Origin of the sequence: Mesorhizobium sp. M1396, from assembly GCF_040317725.1 — a bacterium.
Taxonomy (GTDB): domain Bacteria; phylum Pseudomonadota; class Alphaproteobacteria; order Rhizobiales; family Rhizobiaceae; genus Mesorhizobium.
In genome coordinates this window covers 1-15,852 of the sequence record NZ_JAMYLA010000087.1, presented here as the reverse complement: position 1 = coordinate 15,852, position 15,852 = coordinate 1, and the positions used below count along the sequence as shown (strand labels likewise).

Genomic DNA, 15,852 nt, shown 5'->3' with positions numbered 1-15,852 from the left:
GCATAAATGTATCCGGCCTCTCGCGAGTGAGCTGCTGTTGCAGCCAGGCCATGATGAGATCCGCGCACGCCGTTCCCAATAAATGTATGGTCCGCCCCGTCCGTGCAAGGGTTCGCGACATCGCCGATGACGATTCCAGTTGCATAAATGTATCCGGCCTCTCGCGAGTGAGCTGCTGTTGCAGCCAGGCCATGATGAGATCCGCGCACGCCGTTCCCAATAAATGGTTCGGGCACGAAGCCCGCTTTTTTGCACAGGGCTTACGGCATGCTGATCCACTGTTTCGTCATCACTATTCCCGAGCCTTGCAATCGAGCCGGAGCGTCAGGCGAAAGCAGGGTCCCTGCGTTCGTAGAGCGCTCCCGGCTTGGTCAGGACAACCCAGACAATGCGCGCCATCTTGGCGGCAAGTGCGACAACAGCTTTGTTCGGGTGCATACGGCTCTGCAACCCGTCAAGCCAGCTTCCCAGGCGGTCCCGGGTTCGATCCAGGTGACGGAAGCATGATCGCGCGCCATGAACGAGCAGCTTGCGAACGTAGCGGTTCCCGCGCTTACTGATACCGAGTAGCTTCTGCTTGCCTCCGGTCGAGTATTCTCGAGGGACCAGCCCCAGCCATGCGGCCAGGTCGCGAGCCTTCTGGAACTGGCATCCGGTGCCGACGGCCGCCAGTAGCGCGGTGGCTCCCAATGCTCCGATTCCGGGGATCGTCATGAGCCGGCGGGCAACATCTTCTCGGTCTGCGATCGCTGCGATCTCCCTCGTCACGTCGTTGATGCGCTGTTCCAACTGGCGCAGATCTGCGAACAGGTCCACGAGCAGTTTGCGCATTGCCGGCGAGAGGTCATTCGAAAGGTCATCGAGAACCAGTGGCAAGTCGAGCTTGAACAGTCCGGCGCCCTGTCTCAATGCGATGCCGTATTCCAGGCAGAATGCTCGCATCTGGTTGATCAGACGGGTTCGCGTGCCGATCATCTGGTCGCGCACCCGATGCAAAGCTTGGAGGTCGGATTGCTCCTCGCTCTTGATCGCGGCAAATCGCATCGTCGGCCGCGTGGCTGCTTCGGCGATAGCTTCGGCATCGATGATGTCGCTCTTGTTCGACTTGACGTATGGCTTCACGAACTGCGCTGGGATCAGGCGAACCTTGTGCCCCAGTGCCTGAAGTCTCCTGGCGATCCATTGCGATCCAGCGCACGATTCCATCCCGACGATTGCCGGCGCTGCCCGCTCAAAGAACTTCATCAACGTATCGCGTCGGAAGCGAATTCGCTGGACGGGCTCGCCGTCGCTGTCCAAGCCGACGACGTGGAAGATGTTCTTGCCGATATCGACACCATAGACGGCCGCAGGGCGCGGCGCATTGCGTGGGGACATTGCAACCTCCTTTGTTGTGACTGCCCAGATGATGCTGCGGGAGGACGGGGCGGACCATCCCATTAATGGTGACGCCCCCCGCCGCGTCATCGTCCTACTGATCGCCAGCGCCAAGTTCAATGACGTCGACCCTCAGGCCTGGCTCGCCGATATCCTGCTGGCGCGCATCGCAGCCCCCCAGCACAGCGGATCGACGAGCTCCTCCCTTGGAACTTTCCGGTGTCGGGAGCTTGCTGAAAGGGAGCCTAGAAGGCACGGGGTCGGCTGCCGCCGAGACCAGCTCGACGGCAGCCGCGTTGCCTTGGGAGGCTGCCTGGGATAAGACGATGCGGACCATAGTTGACGCAAAGCTACTGCTTAGCTCGATCTCCATTTGGATCGAAAAACGCGCGGAGCGATGCGTCGGCTTCGTAGAGTGTGCCGGCGATCTCAATGTCCCATCGACTGTTTTCGATCAAGTCCTTCGTGACACCCGCGGGATGGTTTACATATCCCATGCCGATTGACGTGCCGATCGTGAAGCTCTTCACGCCAGATGAAATATAGCCGACAATATCCCCACCACAGCGTATAAGCTCCTCATGAAAGAGAACAGGTTTGGGGTCACGGAGCTTGAACGATACCAGTCGTCTTTTCGGTGGCCCAGAACTCTTTTGAGCCATCAACGCCTCCTTCCCGAGAAACCCCCCTTCTTTATTCCAATCGATTGTAAATCCCAAACCAGCTTCTAGCAACGTGTCGACTGGTGTAAGATCAAGCTGGTATTCTCGATAGGCGCGTTCGGATCGTAGATGTTCAAGCGCGTGGTATCCTGCAGCCTTTAGTCCAAACGCCTGGCCGGCCTCCCAAATAACATCAAACACATGCTGAGCCATTTCGGACGGAATATGAAGCTCCCATCCAAGCTCTCCAATATAAGTCAGTCTGTTGGCCATTACGCGAGCTAATCCAACATCGATTTCTTGACTGGTAGCGAATGGGAACGCTGAATTTGCCAAATCTGTATCGGTAACTTGGGACAGAATGCTGCGCGATTTCGGGCCTTGCAATGACAAGACCGCATAAGCCGAGGTCACATCAGTGACGGTGACATTCCACGCATCCGTAATATGCCTTGAAATCCAAGCCTTGTCCCGGGGATGGACGGTCGCTGACGAAATAATGAGAAACTCCGTCTGCGATAAACGGTTTACAGTAATATCCGTTTCAATTCCGCCCTTGTTATTTAGCATATGCGTATAAACCAGCTTCCCTATCGGCACATCCACATTGCCCGCGCAAAGCCACTGAAGGAAACGACATGCACCAGCACCTTGCACCAGATGCTTACCGAATGAGCTTTGGTCTAATAGGATGGCTTCGTTACGCGCGGCATGGCACTCTTGGCTGGTATACTTGAACCAGTTCGGCTCGTCGTAGGAGTACAGATTTTTGGTCGATTCCCCCTCGCCTGCGAACCACATGGGGCGCTCCCAGCCCATACCTTCGCCGAAGCTAGCACCAAGCCTCGCCCACCGGTCGTGGAGCACGCTTTTACGAACACCCCGCGAAGTCTCGGGCTGGTAGGCTGGCCAATGCATCTTGTAGTGGAGCCCCAACACTTCAGCTGTGCGTTCGTGCAAATATCGCTTATTGATCTGGAAGGGATGAAACCTCGCAACGTCGACGAAGCTGATATCCATCTGAGGCTCACCCGCAATGATCCATTCTGCCAGAGCTCGCCCTGCTCCAGCACCGTACTCAATACCTTCTGAATTGTAGCCAGATGAAATGAAGAGATTTTTCATGCCCGGGACTTCACCAATCATAAAAAGAAGGTCGGGCGTGAAACTTTCCGGACCATTGAAAAACTTGGCGATTCCGGCATTCGCGAGCTCAGGAACAATTTCGATCGCTTTGGTCATCGGCAGCTCAAAGTGATCCCAATCTTCCCGAAGCTCGATGAACCCTGTATCTTTCGGGAGCTTTTCCATTGGGAGCGGCTTCCCCCACGGCTCGAAGGCGCCCACGAGTAGCTTTCTTGTGTCTTCTTTCAAATAGACGTGGCCGTCTGTGTCGCGCAACACAGGCAGAGTCGGGGTTACAAAATCCATGGTGTCGGTCACAACGTAGAAATGCTCGGCCGCATACAGTGGAATCCGGGCACCCAACTTGGAGGCAAGATCTCGTGTCCATAATCCACACGCGAGCACGAGAATCTGAGCTTCTATGACCCCTTCATTGGTTCGAACTTGATAATTGCCATCTGGCGTCTGCCAGAGGTCTCTGACTTCGGAATTCTCGAATATCCGCACACCGTTTTGCTTAGCTCCCATCGCTAACGCCATGCATGTGTCGACGGGATTGGTTTGACCGTCTCCAGGGATAAACACTGCACCTTCGATGATGGACGAGTTGAGGGCGGGATATATCCTCTTCGCCTCGCTCGGAGAAATCATATGGGCCTCAAGCCCGAAACTCTTGGCAATTGATGCATTGCGCGCAGTTTCATATAGGCGCTCCCTTGTTCTAGCGACCCCCAGCGTGCCATTTCTTTTGAAGCCGGTCGCTTGCCCAGTCTCGGCCTCAAGAGCGGAATAGAGTTCAGCGTTGTATTTCGCGATTTCAGTTAGCGCGTGAGTACCGCGCGTCTGCATAATCAGGCCGGCGGCATGCCACGTGGTGCCGGAAGTAAGGGTGTTGCGCTCCAGTACCGCAACATCCTTTTTCCCATTTTTTGCAAGATGGAAGGCGACACTCGTGCCCGCAATTCCTCCACCAATGACGAGAATCTCGTGATGGCGAGCGGGCAGTTCGCGAGGGCGAGTGGGCGAGTGGGTGATCATACGCATCCTTGTTCGATTAAGGCAGCGGCCGCGCGCCAAGATATTTCGATCATTCAGGCACGTTGAGCCTCCCGCCGTGTTCGCGCCGCCGGTCAACGCCAATCTTGCATTTTGTGACAAACTAAGGGACGCGGCCCGTCGGGATTGTGCTACTTGTAATGGAAGACGCAGCTATTCTGCATATTCGTGCACTGACTCGCCGAAGCTATACGCGGATGTTCCAAGCGGCCATTAGCGAAATTGACTATGCCTGGGTACTATCAAGGCATGCAGGTGGCACCCCGAGGTTTCACCTCTCATCGCTTCGACCGAGCTTTTGGCGGTGGGCAGTATTCGCTGGCCGACCAGAGCTTAAAGCACGTCCAGTGTTGAGCCTGTATCGGCACTTCGGCTGCGGCTGGCTCAAGTGCTTCCCAATCGCCTGTGCCGCCGTGGGTAGACCATCGTCTGTTGTACCACAGCGGCAAGATATGCTAATCGTCACCAAAGCCATGAACCAGGCGGCGGCCGCGGTCCCCACGTACGTCGCCAAGGTTCAACCTCCGCTGCTGCGGGCCACGAAGCAGTGTGCCGTCGGAGGTTACCGCCGTCGTTTTGCCGGTGTGTCCAGAGGGAGTTTTGCATGACCCCCTGACGGTCGGCGGAAGGAGGTATTCCTCCCGCGCTGCGCTAGACTAGTTTCCGTCCATAAACGCGTATATTTAACGTCTACAGGCACTTACCCTCGTCCGGAAGCGATTGTCGGGGGCGTGGGCGGGCGAGAGCGCGCTGGTTGTCGGCAAAATGTCGTCACGGGGCGCGGCCGCGCATGCCGCAAGACCGGCGTCAGCCGGTGCCACGCATTCCAAACAGCGGACCGGCGTCAAGTCGGCTTGAGGCGTGTGAAGAGGACGAGATTGTAAGCCACGATTGAGGACCAGACGTAGGTCTTGAAGTGGTCAAAGCCGCGCCAGGTGCAACGCGCCAAGCCATAAGCGCGCTTAAGGCATGATATTCCGGCTTCGATGCCGGCGCGGAAGTTGCGTAGCTTGCGGTAAACCCAATTGCTTGGGACCATGTCCTCGATCCTGAGGCCGGCTTTCTTGTGGAATGCCATATCGCGAACGCCCCAGGCCTTCCCTTTGGCCAGGTTGTCGCGACTGGCGAAGCCGCCATCGGCGCCGCCTGCAGCGGTGCTTGACCATAGAAGGCGATGTGGCGCTCCAGCATCGGCAGCAACCGATCGCTGTCGCGCGGATTACCCGCCTCGATGACCAGATCGAGGATCGTGCCGCTCCTGCCGGTGATCAGGTTGAGCTTATGGCCGTATTCGACGTCACGGCCGCCTTTGGCGATGATATCGGCATGGGGTTCGAACAGACTGACCAGCTCCTCGCTGGCTGGCACCGGGTCGCCGGCCAGCACCCGCCGCTCGCTTTGTGTGATGATGCGTTCGATCGGCGGCCGATAGTGACAGACCTGGGCCCGCCATAGTTCGATGAGCGGATCGCTCGCCACGGCCAATCGCTCAGTCGTTTGCTTCAGATATGCCAAGGTCCCGCAGGCGATCGCGATCAGCTCACGGTAGAGTTGGACACGATTGGGTCGACCACGTGTGAATTTGGATCATGCGAGCGCGCTTCTTGGCCGCGCGGCGATGATCTCGCCATGCCAAGCTGGCATCGCCGACCAGGCATCGGCTTGCTGCAGCAGGCGCACCATGATCCGCACCGCGTCCCACAGCAGGCTGCTGTCGCTTGGCTCATGGATCGGTGCTGCGGTGACAGTGCTGTCCAGCCGTACGACACTCCCATCTTCGAGCTGCGTCTGCTGGGCGCTCGACAGCAGTGCCCGATTGACCTCTTCCCAGGTTTCCGCCCGGATCGCGCTGATCGTCTTATGCAGCACCAACTTCTGCGGACTCCATGACCACGGCAGCCGCGCAAAAGCCCGAAACGATGCGGAGTCCTCCAGATGGAAGGCCAGCTCCTGATAGCTCAGTTGCCGGTATTGCTTGAGCAGCGCCGCAGCGCAATACCGCTCCGGCCGGCAGCCCTTGCCGTCCGGTGGCCCTGACGCCACGTCGACCCAGATCTCGCACCACCAGACCAAGCAGGTCGCGATGCTTTTCAGCCACTGCGACATCGCCTTCAACTCATGGCCGATCTCAACTCATGGCCGATCTCGTGCGTGGCGAAAAGATCGAATATACTGGCTTGCACGGTGCGTTCTTGGCGCATTGTCGGCTCCGGCGGTAGCAGGCCTTTGGAATCAGTAGCATGAGACCAAAGTTTACCTGAAACCGCCGGGCTTTGCCGCGCAAAAGCTACAACTTATCAACAAAATCAACAGCTTGCCGTTTATGGAAGGAAACTAGCAACAGGCGGATCGGGTCGATGAACATTGCGCTGCCTTAGATTGACAAGGAGCACGAGGCGGGAGTTTCGGTGGCCGATCTGTGCCGCAAGCACGGAGTCAGCGCGCCAGCATCTACAAATAGAGGGCGAGGTATGGCGGCATGGATGTGTCGGAAGCGAAGCGGCTGAAGACGCTGGAGGACGAAAACGCTCGTCTGAAGCAGCTCCTGGCGGAAGCCATGCTCGACAACGCCGCTTTCAGAGATCTTCTCGGAAAAGATGTATGGTCGGCAGCCGGCGGGACAATCCCCTATTGTACGTGGCGCAAAACGGTGCTCCAACCCGACCCACATGCGGGAGTCGCTTTGAGGACTCCGGGCAATTATAGGGCATATCATTAGCGGCTGTTCGGATCTGTTCAATCGCCATCGCGTCCCGTAACCCGGCTCGGCCAAGTCTCCCGGCACTTCCGGGCGCCGCGACATCAGTTTGGCTAAAGCATACGATGGTCCGCATGGGTGCGTCACGGCCTGAAGCAGACCAAGCGGTTGCGGGCGACTTCATGCGGTGTCCTACGCTGCCTTCTTCGTCCGGGACAGCGTGTCGGCAACGACCTCGCCAAAAGATGACGGGGTCGGCACGATGATGACGCCGGCCTCTTTCAGGATTTCGACCTTTTCCTGCGCCGACTCTCCGAAGGCCGAGATGATGGCACCGGCATGGCCCATGCGCCTGCCCTTTGGCGCGGAAAGCCCGGCGATGTAGGCGATCAGCGGGATGCGCATGTTATCGCGCGCCCAGATCGCTGCTTCCGCTTCCTGCGGTCCGCCGATCTCGCCGATCATCACCACGGCGTCGGTTTCGTCGTCCTGCTCGAACAGCTTCAGAATGTCCTTGAAAGACGAGCCGTTGATCGGATCGCCGCCGATGCCGACGCTGGTCGAGACGCCGATGCCAAGCGCCTTCATCTGGGAGGCGGCCTCATAGCCGAGCGTGCCTGAGCGCCCGACGATGCCGACGCGGCCGGGGAGGTAGATGCTGCCCGGCATGATGCCCATCAGTGCCTGCCCGGGCGTAATCACGCCGGCGCAGTTAGGCCCGATCAGCCGCATGCGGTCCTCAAAACGGTAGCGGCGCATGTAGCGCTTGACCTGCATCATGTCCTGCGAGGGAATGCCGTCGGTGATGCAGACGCAGAGCTTTATGCCAGCATCCGCGGCTTCCATGATGGAGTCGGCGGCGAAAGGCGGCGGCACGAAGACGATGCTGGCCTCGGCGCGGGTTTCGCGAACGGCGCCCTTGACGGTGTTGAAAACGGGCAGGCCGAGATGCGTCTGCCCGCCCTTGCCAGGCGTCACGCCGCCGACGAGCTTGGTGCCATAGCGCTTCATGTCCTCGGCATGGAAGCTGCCGATCTTGCCGGTGAAGCCCTGGACGATGACCCGCGTACCGCGGTTGAGCAGGATTGCCATTTCGAACTCCCTCAGCTTGCTTTCTTGAGCGACACCGCGCGCCAGGCGGCGACGGCTTTTTCGGCGGCTTCCGCCAACGTTTCGGCGATGATCACCGCCTCGCCGGAATCGGCCAGGATGCGGCGCCCTTCCTCGACCTTGGTGCCGGCAAGCCGCACCACCAATGGTACATTGACGCCGACTTCGCGGATCGCCTTGACGACGCCCTCGGCGACCCAGTCGCAGCGGTTGATGCCGGCGAAGATGTTGACCAGGATGGTCTCGACATTCTTGTCGCCAAGTACGGCGCGGAACGATTTTGCGACCCGCTCTGGCGAGGCCCCGCCGCCGATGTCGAGGAAGTTGGCCGGCTCGCCGCCGGCGATCTTGATCATGTCCATCGTCGCCATGGCGAGGCCGGCGCCATTGATGATGCAGCCGATATTGCCGTCGAGGCCGACATAGGAGAGGCCACGGTCGCTGGCAAAGGTCTCGCGCGAGTCTTCCTGGCTCTTGTCGCGCAATTCGGAGATTTCCGGTCGGCGAAACAGCGCGTTCTCGTCGAACGACATCTTGGCGTCGAGCGCGACGAGGTTGCCGTCGCGGGTCACCACGAGCGGATTGATCTCCAGCATCGAGGCGTCGTAGTCGCGGAACACCTGGTAGCAGCCGAGGATGGTTTCGGTCGCCTTGCCGATCAGGTTCTGGTCCAGGCCGAGCCCGAAGGCGATCTCGCGCGCCTGAAAGCGCTGCATGCCGACACCGGGATCAACCGTGGTCCGGATAATGGAATCCGGCGCCCTTTCAACGATATCCTCGATCTCCATGCCGCCGGCGGCCGACGCGACGATCATGACGCGCTCCTCTTTGCGATCGAGAACGAAGCCGACGTAGAGTTCATGCGCGATGTCGACAGCCTCCTCGAGATAGAGCCGCGATATCAGCTTGCCCCGCGGGCCGGTCTGCTGGGTCACGAGCTTGCGGCCGAGCATTGCTTCGGCCGCGTTGGAGATCTCCTCGTCATTGGCGCAGAGCTTGATGCCGCCGGCCTTGCCGCGGGCGCCTGAATGAACCTGCGCCTTGACCACCCATTTGCCGCCGCCGATCTCACGCGCCCGATAGCTTGCCTGCTCGGGGCTGTAGGCGAGGCCGCCGCGCGGAACATGAATTCCGTGGCGGGCAAGCAGTTCCTTGGCCTGATATTCGTGAATGTCCATCTCGTCCTCCCAAAAACCTTCAGTGCGTGGCGGCGTGCGCCTGGCCGGCGCGTTCGATTGCTTCGTTGACCACCAGCACATTGCGGGCCATGCGTTCCGACGCCGCGTCGATCAGTTTGCCGTCGAGCGCTGCCGCGCCCTTTCCGAGCGCCTCCGCTTCCTTGAGCACCTCAAGGATGCGCCTTGCGCGGACGATTTCCTTTTCCGGCGGCGAGAACACGCTGTTGGCAAGCGCGATCTGCGAGGGGTGGATCGCCCATTTGCCTTCGATACCAAGTGCCGCCGCGCGCCTTGCCGCCGCCGTGTAGCCCTGAGGGTCCGAGAAATCGCCGAACGGCCCGTCGACGGGACGCAGGCCGTAGGCCCTGCACGCAACCGTCATCCGCGACAAAGCGAAATGCCACTGGTCGCCCGGATAATCGGGATTGAGGCCGCCGATGTTGACGGTGCGCGCCTTGTTGCTGGCGGCATAGTCGGCGACGCCGAAATGCATCGCCTCCAGGCGGCCGGGCGTAGCGGCGATCGCCTCGACATTGGCCATGCCGAGCGCCGTCTCGATGAGGGCTTCGAGGCCGACGCGGGTCTTGAAGCCCTTGGCCATCTCGATCTGGTTGACCATGGCCTCGACCATATAGAGGTCGGCTGGAACGCCGACTTTCGGCACCAGGATGGTGTCCAGCCGGTCGCCGGCCTGTTCCATCACGTCGACCACGTCGCGGTACATGTAGTGCGTGTCGAGGCCGTTGATGCGCACCGAAACCGTCTTGCCCTTGGCACGCCAGTCGATGTCGTTGAGCGCCTGGATGATGTTTTTGCGGGCGCGTTCCTTGTCCGGCGGCGCTACCGCGTCCTCGATGTCGAGGAAGACGAAGTCGGCGGCGCTGTTCGCCGCCTTTTCGATCATCTCAGGACTGGAGCCGGGAACCGCGAGTTCGCTGCGCTGTAGCCTGAGTTTCTTCAGGTGGTTGATCGTGTGGCTCATGGTCGCGTCTTTCCCAAGACCTAGCGCTGCTTGAAAGGCACTTCGATGCCCGTGTACGTTCGTCTATAGTTAGCACACCTTCCATACTGGTTTGCGCTGCCGCTCCGCATATGTCGCAGAATATCTGCATTGTTTGCGCGTTGGCGCAGCGGGTCGTTCGTCCTGCTTTGTGTATTCGTTTGCCCGCGGATGGCGCCAATTGGGAATGCAACGGTGACTTTGACTTTGGTTTAAAAGGCCCGTGGCCTGAAATGAGTTCAAGGTTTAGCCGATTAATATTAAGCGAGGGTCGCGCCCGCTTCTATTCCAGGCCGGACCACTCAGGCCGCTGACATCCGCCACAAAGCCAGCGCGAGACTGCAAAAAATCTTCTTTTCTGATGGCCATCGCAAAAAAGTTAGAATCTAGAAGAAATCCTCACCAGAACGCCACTATTCGCAGCAGAGCGGCCTGGCAGCCTCGGAATCCGCCGCAAATCGACTCCCGCGGGAGCCTAGGTTGAGGGGAACGGACACTCGACTTGGAGTTACAGATGAAAGGTCCAGCAACCGCCGCATTAGAGAGCCTCAAACGGCAGGACCTTCTGCAAAAGTGCGCCTATGTGAATGGCGCTTGGCTCTCCAAGGTTGAAACAATCTTGGTCGTGGACCCGGCTACTGGCGAGGAACTGGCTCATGTAGCAGCCTGTGAGATGTCCGACGTGGACACTGCCGTCAATTTCGCGAGAAGCGCATTTCAACAATGGCGTGATGTTCTTCCTTCGGAACGGGGAGCATACCTGCGGAGATGGGCAGCGGGCATGCGCGAAAACGCCGAAGACTTGGCTGTCATCGTCACCTGCGAGCAAGGCAAACCGCTGACCGAGGCGCTCGGTGAGATTGCATATGCCGCTAGCTTTCTTGAATGGTTTGCGGCGGAGGGCGAGCGGTCTTACGGCGAAACCATCCCAAGCCATCTTGCCGGAAGCCGGCTGGGGGTGGATATGCAGCCGATCGGAGTGACCGCCGCGATCACCCCATGGAATTTTCCATCGGCGATGATCACCAGAAAGGCAGGAGCCGCACTGGCCGCTGGCTGCACCATGATCGTCAAGCCCGCGCCGGAGACGCCCTTGTCAGCCCTCGCGCTTGCCCGTCTTGCCGAAGACGCAGGGCTCCCTGCCGGGGTGTTTCAGGTGATCACAGGCGAGGCTCCTCCGCTTGCAAAGCGGCTGCTGGAGCATAGCGATGTTCGGGCATTCTCTTTCACGGGCTCTACCCAGGTCGGTCGAATCCTGCTCGAGCAATCGGCGAAAACTGTGAAAAGAGCGTCACTCGAACTTGGCGGCAATGCTCCCTTCATCCTTTTCGACGACGCGCCGATCGAGGCGGCGGTCGCTGGGTGCATGTCAGCCAAATTCGCGACGTCGGGTCAGGACTGCCTGGCAGCCAATAGGATCTATGTCCAGCGGGGACGCTATCAGCGCTTCGTAGAAGAATTCGCTAAAGCCACCAGCAAACTGAAAGTCGGGCACGGATTGGAGTCCGGTGTCGAAATTGGTCCGATGACCAAGGCATCCGTGGCCGAAAAATGCGGTCAGCAGGTTTTCGAAGCTCTTTGTGCCGGCGCTCGCATGGTAGTCGGCGCACAGGAGAGCCACCTTGGTGGGAATTTTGTGACGCCAACGGTGCTTGCCGATGTTACCGACGATATGCGGGTCGCAAAGGAGGAGACCTTTGGTCCCGTAGCTGCGATTCTTCCCTTCGACGACGAGGCAGAAGTGCTCGCCCGAGCCAACAACTCAGAAATGGGCCTAGCGGCGTATGTCTACACCCGAGACCTCAACCGCGCCATGCGCCTCGCAGATCGACTCGAATATGGCATGGTCGCGGTGAACACGCCGAAATTTACCGGGGCGCCGATCCCGTTCGGGGGATGGAAACAGTCCGGTCTGGGGCGCGAAGGCTCCAAGCACGGCATCGCAGAGTACCTGGAACTAAAATACACATGCTTTGGAAATCTTGCAGCGTGAGAGGACGCAGCCAATGACCATCAATATCAAAGAGATATGCGAGAAGGACAGAAACAGCGTCCTGCATCCTTTCACGCAGCTCAAGGATTTTGCCACCGGCAAGCTTGGTGATCCGACCATCGTCGAGACGGGCAAAGGCATTCGCATCCAAGATGCGCATGGCAACCAGCTGATCGACGGGTTCGCTGGTCTTTATTGTGTCAACGTCGGCTACGGCCGCACCGAAGTCGCCGAAGCGATTTCCCGCCAGGCTTTCCGTCTGGCCTATTACCATTCCTACGCTGCCCACACGACTGACGAGCTCGCGATACTCTCCGATCGCCTCGTAAAGATGGCGCCGGGCAAGATGAGCAAGGTCTTCTACGGCATGTCCGGCTCGGATGCGAACGAGACCCAGGCCAAGCTTGTTTGGTACTACAACAATCTGCGTGGCAAGCCGAACAAGAAGAAGATCATCTCGCGTGAACGCGGCTATCACGGGTGCAGCGTCGTGTCCGGCTCAATGACGGGCATGAGCTTCTATCACGACCATATGGACCTGCCGCTCCCGCAGATCGTTCATACCGGTGTTCCACATCACTACTGGGGCGCGAACCCAGGCGAGTCCGAACGCGAATTTTCAGTGCGGCGCGCCCAGGAAGTTGATCAGCTGATCGAACGCCTGGGCCCGGACAATGTTGGGGCCTTCATTGGCGAGCCGGTGCTCGGCACGGGCGGCATCACGCCCCCGCCGGAAGGCTACTGGGAAGCAATCCAGGCCGTGCTCAAAAAGCACGATGTACTGCTCATTGCAGATGAAGTCATAACCGGCTTTGGTCGGACTGGCTCCATGTTCGGCTCACAGCACTACGACATCGAGCCAGACCTCATCACGATCGCAAAGGGTCTGACTTCGGCCTATTTCCCACTTTCCGCGGCGCTCGTCGGTGAAAAGGTCTACAAGGTCCTGGAGGACGGGGCGGACGAGGTCGGCGCATTCTCGCACGGTTACACCTATTCAGGTCATCCGATCGGGGCTGCCGCGGCCAACGCGGTTCTGGACATCGTCGAGAAAGAAGACCTCCCGGGGAACGCTCGCGAGGTCGGTGCATTCTTCCAAGCGCAGCTGAAGGAGAAATTCGCACACTTGCCGATTGTCGGCGAAGTGCGCGGCGTTGGCCTCATGGGCGCAATCGAGTTCGTGACCGATCGCGACAAAAAAAGGCGTTTTGATCGCACGCTCAAGGTTGGTGCACGCATTTCCAAGGCAGCGCGTGAACGCGGTCTTATCGCTCGCGCCATGCCGCATGGTGACATTCTGGGCTTCGCTCCTCCCTTGGTGACAACCGAGGCTGAAGTCGAAGAAATCGTTGGCATCGCTGAAAGTGCAGTCCGCTTCGTTATGGATGAGCTCACGCGAGACGGGCTTAACATCTGATGCGGATGGTAGCCGGGCCTGCGGTGTCAGGCCGCCCTGAAAGTCTACCCGACAGGCGCAGCCTGGCCCGCACTATCGAGCGGTTCACCGGGTGGCGACGCGAGCTTAGCGGGAGAATCATCGGCCCTAGACCGCGGTGGGCCGGCGCCAAAAGCGCCCAAGAGCGGACCTACCTCGGTCTGAACCGGGGCGATCGAGCCTTCCGACGCAGCTAGCAAGCTTCGCTAGAATGCCGTCCGATAGGCGCAGAGCACTTCTTGTTGCGTAGCTGCGCTGGTCATCCAACGAAGGAAGTCGGTCGCACAGTTTTTGGCATGGCCGCTGGAAGCACGAGAGATCAGGGTAGGAGAAAGGGAACCCCGGGATGCTAGACTCACAGTCCACATGCCGAAATTTTTGCTTTTACCTCCTGCCGGCCTTTTCGCTCCAGGCCTTCTCGTCGGCAGTAGAAGCGCTGAGGCTCGCCAACGAGGTGTTGGGGCGGGACGTATATAGCTGGCAGGTCATTTCGGACGACGGGCAACCTGCGGCCTCGAGTTGCGGGTTGTTGGTCTGCGCCGATTCTTCGTTGTCCTTCGAACGTGAAAGAATTCGTCGATCGATCTCAGCACCGGCTGTCGTGGTCGTTGGCGGTCGCAATGCTCCTAGTCCGCACAAACAGCTTGATGCGTGGCTACGAGAGTGTCGCAACCGCCGTCGCAGCCTCGTTGGGATAAGTAACGGTACGACTGTGCTTGCTCGGGCGGGGCTTGCAGAAGGGCGGCGTTGTGCGGTTCACTGGGAGCAATTTCCAATATTCTCTGAGCGGTTCCCAGGTGTAGTAGCCACGCAAACCGCCTTCGAGCGGGACGGGGACCTGTACACTTGCGCCGGGGGGGGCGCCCCCTTCGACATGTTTCTGGATTTGATTGACCGCCATCATGGGACGATAGTCGTCAATCGTATCTGCGAAAAAGCTATCGCGTGTAGGACCCGTTCAGCGGGTGATCGCCAACGTCTACCTCTTCATTCTCGGGTGCAACTAAACCATCAGGCGGTCATCAAGATAATCGAGGAGATGGAGCAAAACCTCACGGAGCCATTGCTATTGGACGACCTTGTGGGCTCAGCCGGTCTATCCCGCCGTCAAATCGAGCGGCTGTTTAGGCGGGAACTGGGATGTTCTCCGAGCCGCTATTATTTGGATCTTCGTCTGGAACGTGCCCACCTGCTCCTCATCAGCTCGCGTCTGCCGGTTGTTGAAATTGCGATGGCTTGCGGCTTTGTCTCTGCATCGCACTTCTCGAAAGCGTACCGCGAGGCCTACGGATGCGCGCCGCATCAATCACGATTACCAGTCTACCGACGAAAAAAAATGCGGTCGAACCGGACGGAGGAAAAGGGAGCCTGGCAAATCGATCGGAGGCTAAGTAACGAAAGAATGCCTAACTGCCACTAGCCGAGCGCCGCGTTGTTCTCTGAAGATCGGCCGCGGCGCCCCTTTGCTGAATGGTCTCAGCACGTCAGCCGGGGGATGAAAGTTTCGAAGAGGTCGGCCTTCGATCAGCTGCTGTCGATTGTCCCGATGCAAATCGGCTCTGCCCCGCAGGCTTACTAGACTAGTGCCCGTCCATAAACGGTAAGCTGCTGAAATTACTGGAGGAATCACTAAATTTCCGCAGGAAAGGCCCGACGGTTTCAGGTACACTTTAGATCATACCACTGATTCTAAAGGGAAACCCGCAACCGCCGGAGCCGACAATGCGCCAAGAACGCACCGTCCAATCCAGTGTATTCGATCTTTTCGCCGAACACGAGATCGGCCGTGAGCTGAAAGCCATATCGCAGTGGCTGGACGAACATCGCGACCTGCTCGGGCTGGTGATGCGGGACCTGCGCCGGCATGGGATCAGGGAAACCGGTCGCGCGGGCCTGCCGACGGAGGCAATGCGTCGCTGCGCGCTGCTTAAGCAATACCGCCAGTTGAGTTATCAGGAGTTGGCGTTTGATCTGGAAGATTCCGCATCGTTCCGAGCCTTTGCCCGGCTACCGTGGGGATGGAGCCCGAAGAAGTCGGTCTTGCACAAGGCGATCGGCGCGATCCGGGCGGAAACCTGGGAAGAGATCAATCGGAGACTGTTGACGAGCGCCCGGCGGGACAAAACGGCAAGGGGGACTGTCAGGAATCTTGTGCGTGAGGCCGGTTGTCGTCATTGGCTGACGAACCTTTCGCCGAAGACGACGGCGAATTGTGTTC

General features: G+C 59.1%; 10 protein-coding genes and 3 pseudogenes. 6 read left to right on the top strand and 7 right to left on the bottom strand.

All coding sequences use genetic code 11. The features are described from left to right. Positions 1–193: hypothetical protein (locus NKH02_RS32445; RefSeq protein ID WP_352883864.1), on the bottom strand; the 193-nt coding region annotated here is incomplete at its 3' end. A 131-nt stretch (positions 194–324) separates the two neighbouring features. Beyond that, positions 325–1,377 (bottom strand): IS110 family RNA-guided transposase, encoded by a 1,053-nt coding sequence (locus NKH02_RS32440; RefSeq protein WP_352606786.1) that lies wholly within the window; start codon positions 1,375–1,377, stop codon positions 325–327. Between the two features lie 85 nt (positions 1,378–1,462). On the opposite strand from NKH02_RS32440, the pseudogene NKH02_RS32435 reads away from it, so the two are divergent. Then, positions 1,463–1,614: pseudogene (locus NKH02_RS32435) on the top strand (transposase domain-containing protein); the annotation flags it as partial. Positions 1,615–1,727: 113 nt separating this feature from the next. Here the strand turns inward: NKH02_RS32435 and NKH02_RS32430 are convergent. Both NKH02_RS32430 and NKH02_RS32425 read right to left on the bottom strand, forming a co-directional pair. Further along, a complete protein-coding gene (locus NKH02_RS32430) occupies positions 1,728–4,202 on the bottom strand; it encodes a GcvT family protein (protein ID WP_352883862.1) in 2,475 nt (824 codons plus the stop codon). Positions 4,203–5,064: 862 nt separating this feature from the next. Then, a pseudogene (locus tag NKH02_RS32425) lies at positions 5,065–6,421 on the bottom strand (ISNCY family transposase). 177 nt (positions 6,422–6,598) lie between these two features. On the opposite strand from NKH02_RS32425, the pseudogene NKH02_RS32420 reads away from it, so the two are divergent. Beyond that, positions 6,599–6,834 (top strand): annotated as a pseudogene (locus NKH02_RS32420) (transposase); the annotation flags it as partial. 276 nt (positions 6,835–7,110) lie between these two features. Here NKH02_RS32420 and sucD read toward each other — a convergent pair. Genes sucD through NKH02_RS32405 form a run of 3 tightly spaced genes read right to left on the bottom strand, consistent with a single transcriptional unit; the run spans position 7,111 to position 10,188 of the window. Further along, positions 7,111–8,010 (bottom strand): succinate--CoA ligase subunit alpha, encoded by a 900-nt coding sequence (gene sucD, locus NKH02_RS32415; protein ID WP_352883859.1) that lies wholly within the window; start codon positions 8,008–8,010, stop codon positions 7,111–7,113. A gap of 11 nt (positions 8,011–8,021) precedes the next feature. Continuing rightward, complete coding sequence (locus tag NKH02_RS32410) at positions 8,022–9,206, bottom strand: malate--CoA ligase subunit beta (protein ID WP_352883856.1); 1,185 nt, start codon at positions 9,204–9,206, stop codon at positions 8,022–8,024. Positions 9,207–9,225: 19 nt separating this feature from the next. Continuing rightward, the gene (locus NKH02_RS32405; RefSeq protein ID WP_352883853.1) at positions 9,226–10,188 is read right to left on the bottom strand and encodes an HpcH/HpaI aldolase/citrate lyase family protein; all 963 of its coding nucleotides are present in this window, start codon (positions 10,186–10,188) and stop codon (positions 9,226–9,228) included. A gap of 532 nt (positions 10,189–10,720) precedes the next feature. Here NKH02_RS32405 and NKH02_RS32400 point away from each other — a divergent pair. The 4 genes from NKH02_RS32400 to NKH02_RS32385 all read left to right on the top strand — a co-directional run. Beyond that, positions 10,721–12,199, top strand: a complete 1,479-nt coding sequence (locus NKH02_RS32400) for an NAD-dependent succinate-semialdehyde dehydrogenase (protein WP_352883850.1) — start codon at positions 10,721–10,723, stop codon at positions 12,197–12,199. A 13-nt stretch (positions 12,200–12,212) separates the two neighbouring features. Continuing rightward, on the top strand, positions 12,213–13,616 hold the full coding sequence (locus NKH02_RS32395; protein WP_352883847.1) for an aspartate aminotransferase family protein: 1,404 nt from the start codon (positions 12,213–12,215) through the stop codon (positions 13,614–13,616). Between the two features lie 364 nt (positions 13,617–13,980). Next, complete coding sequence (locus tag NKH02_RS32390) at positions 13,981–15,054, top strand: GlxA family transcriptional regulator (RefSeq protein WP_352883844.1); 1,074 nt, start codon at positions 13,981–13,983, stop codon at positions 15,052–15,054. Positions 15,055–15,356: 302 nt separating this feature from the next. Next, a partial coding sequence (locus tag NKH02_RS32385) for a transposase (RefSeq protein ID WP_352883842.1) occupies positions 15,357–15,852 on the top strand: 496 nt, incomplete at its 3' end.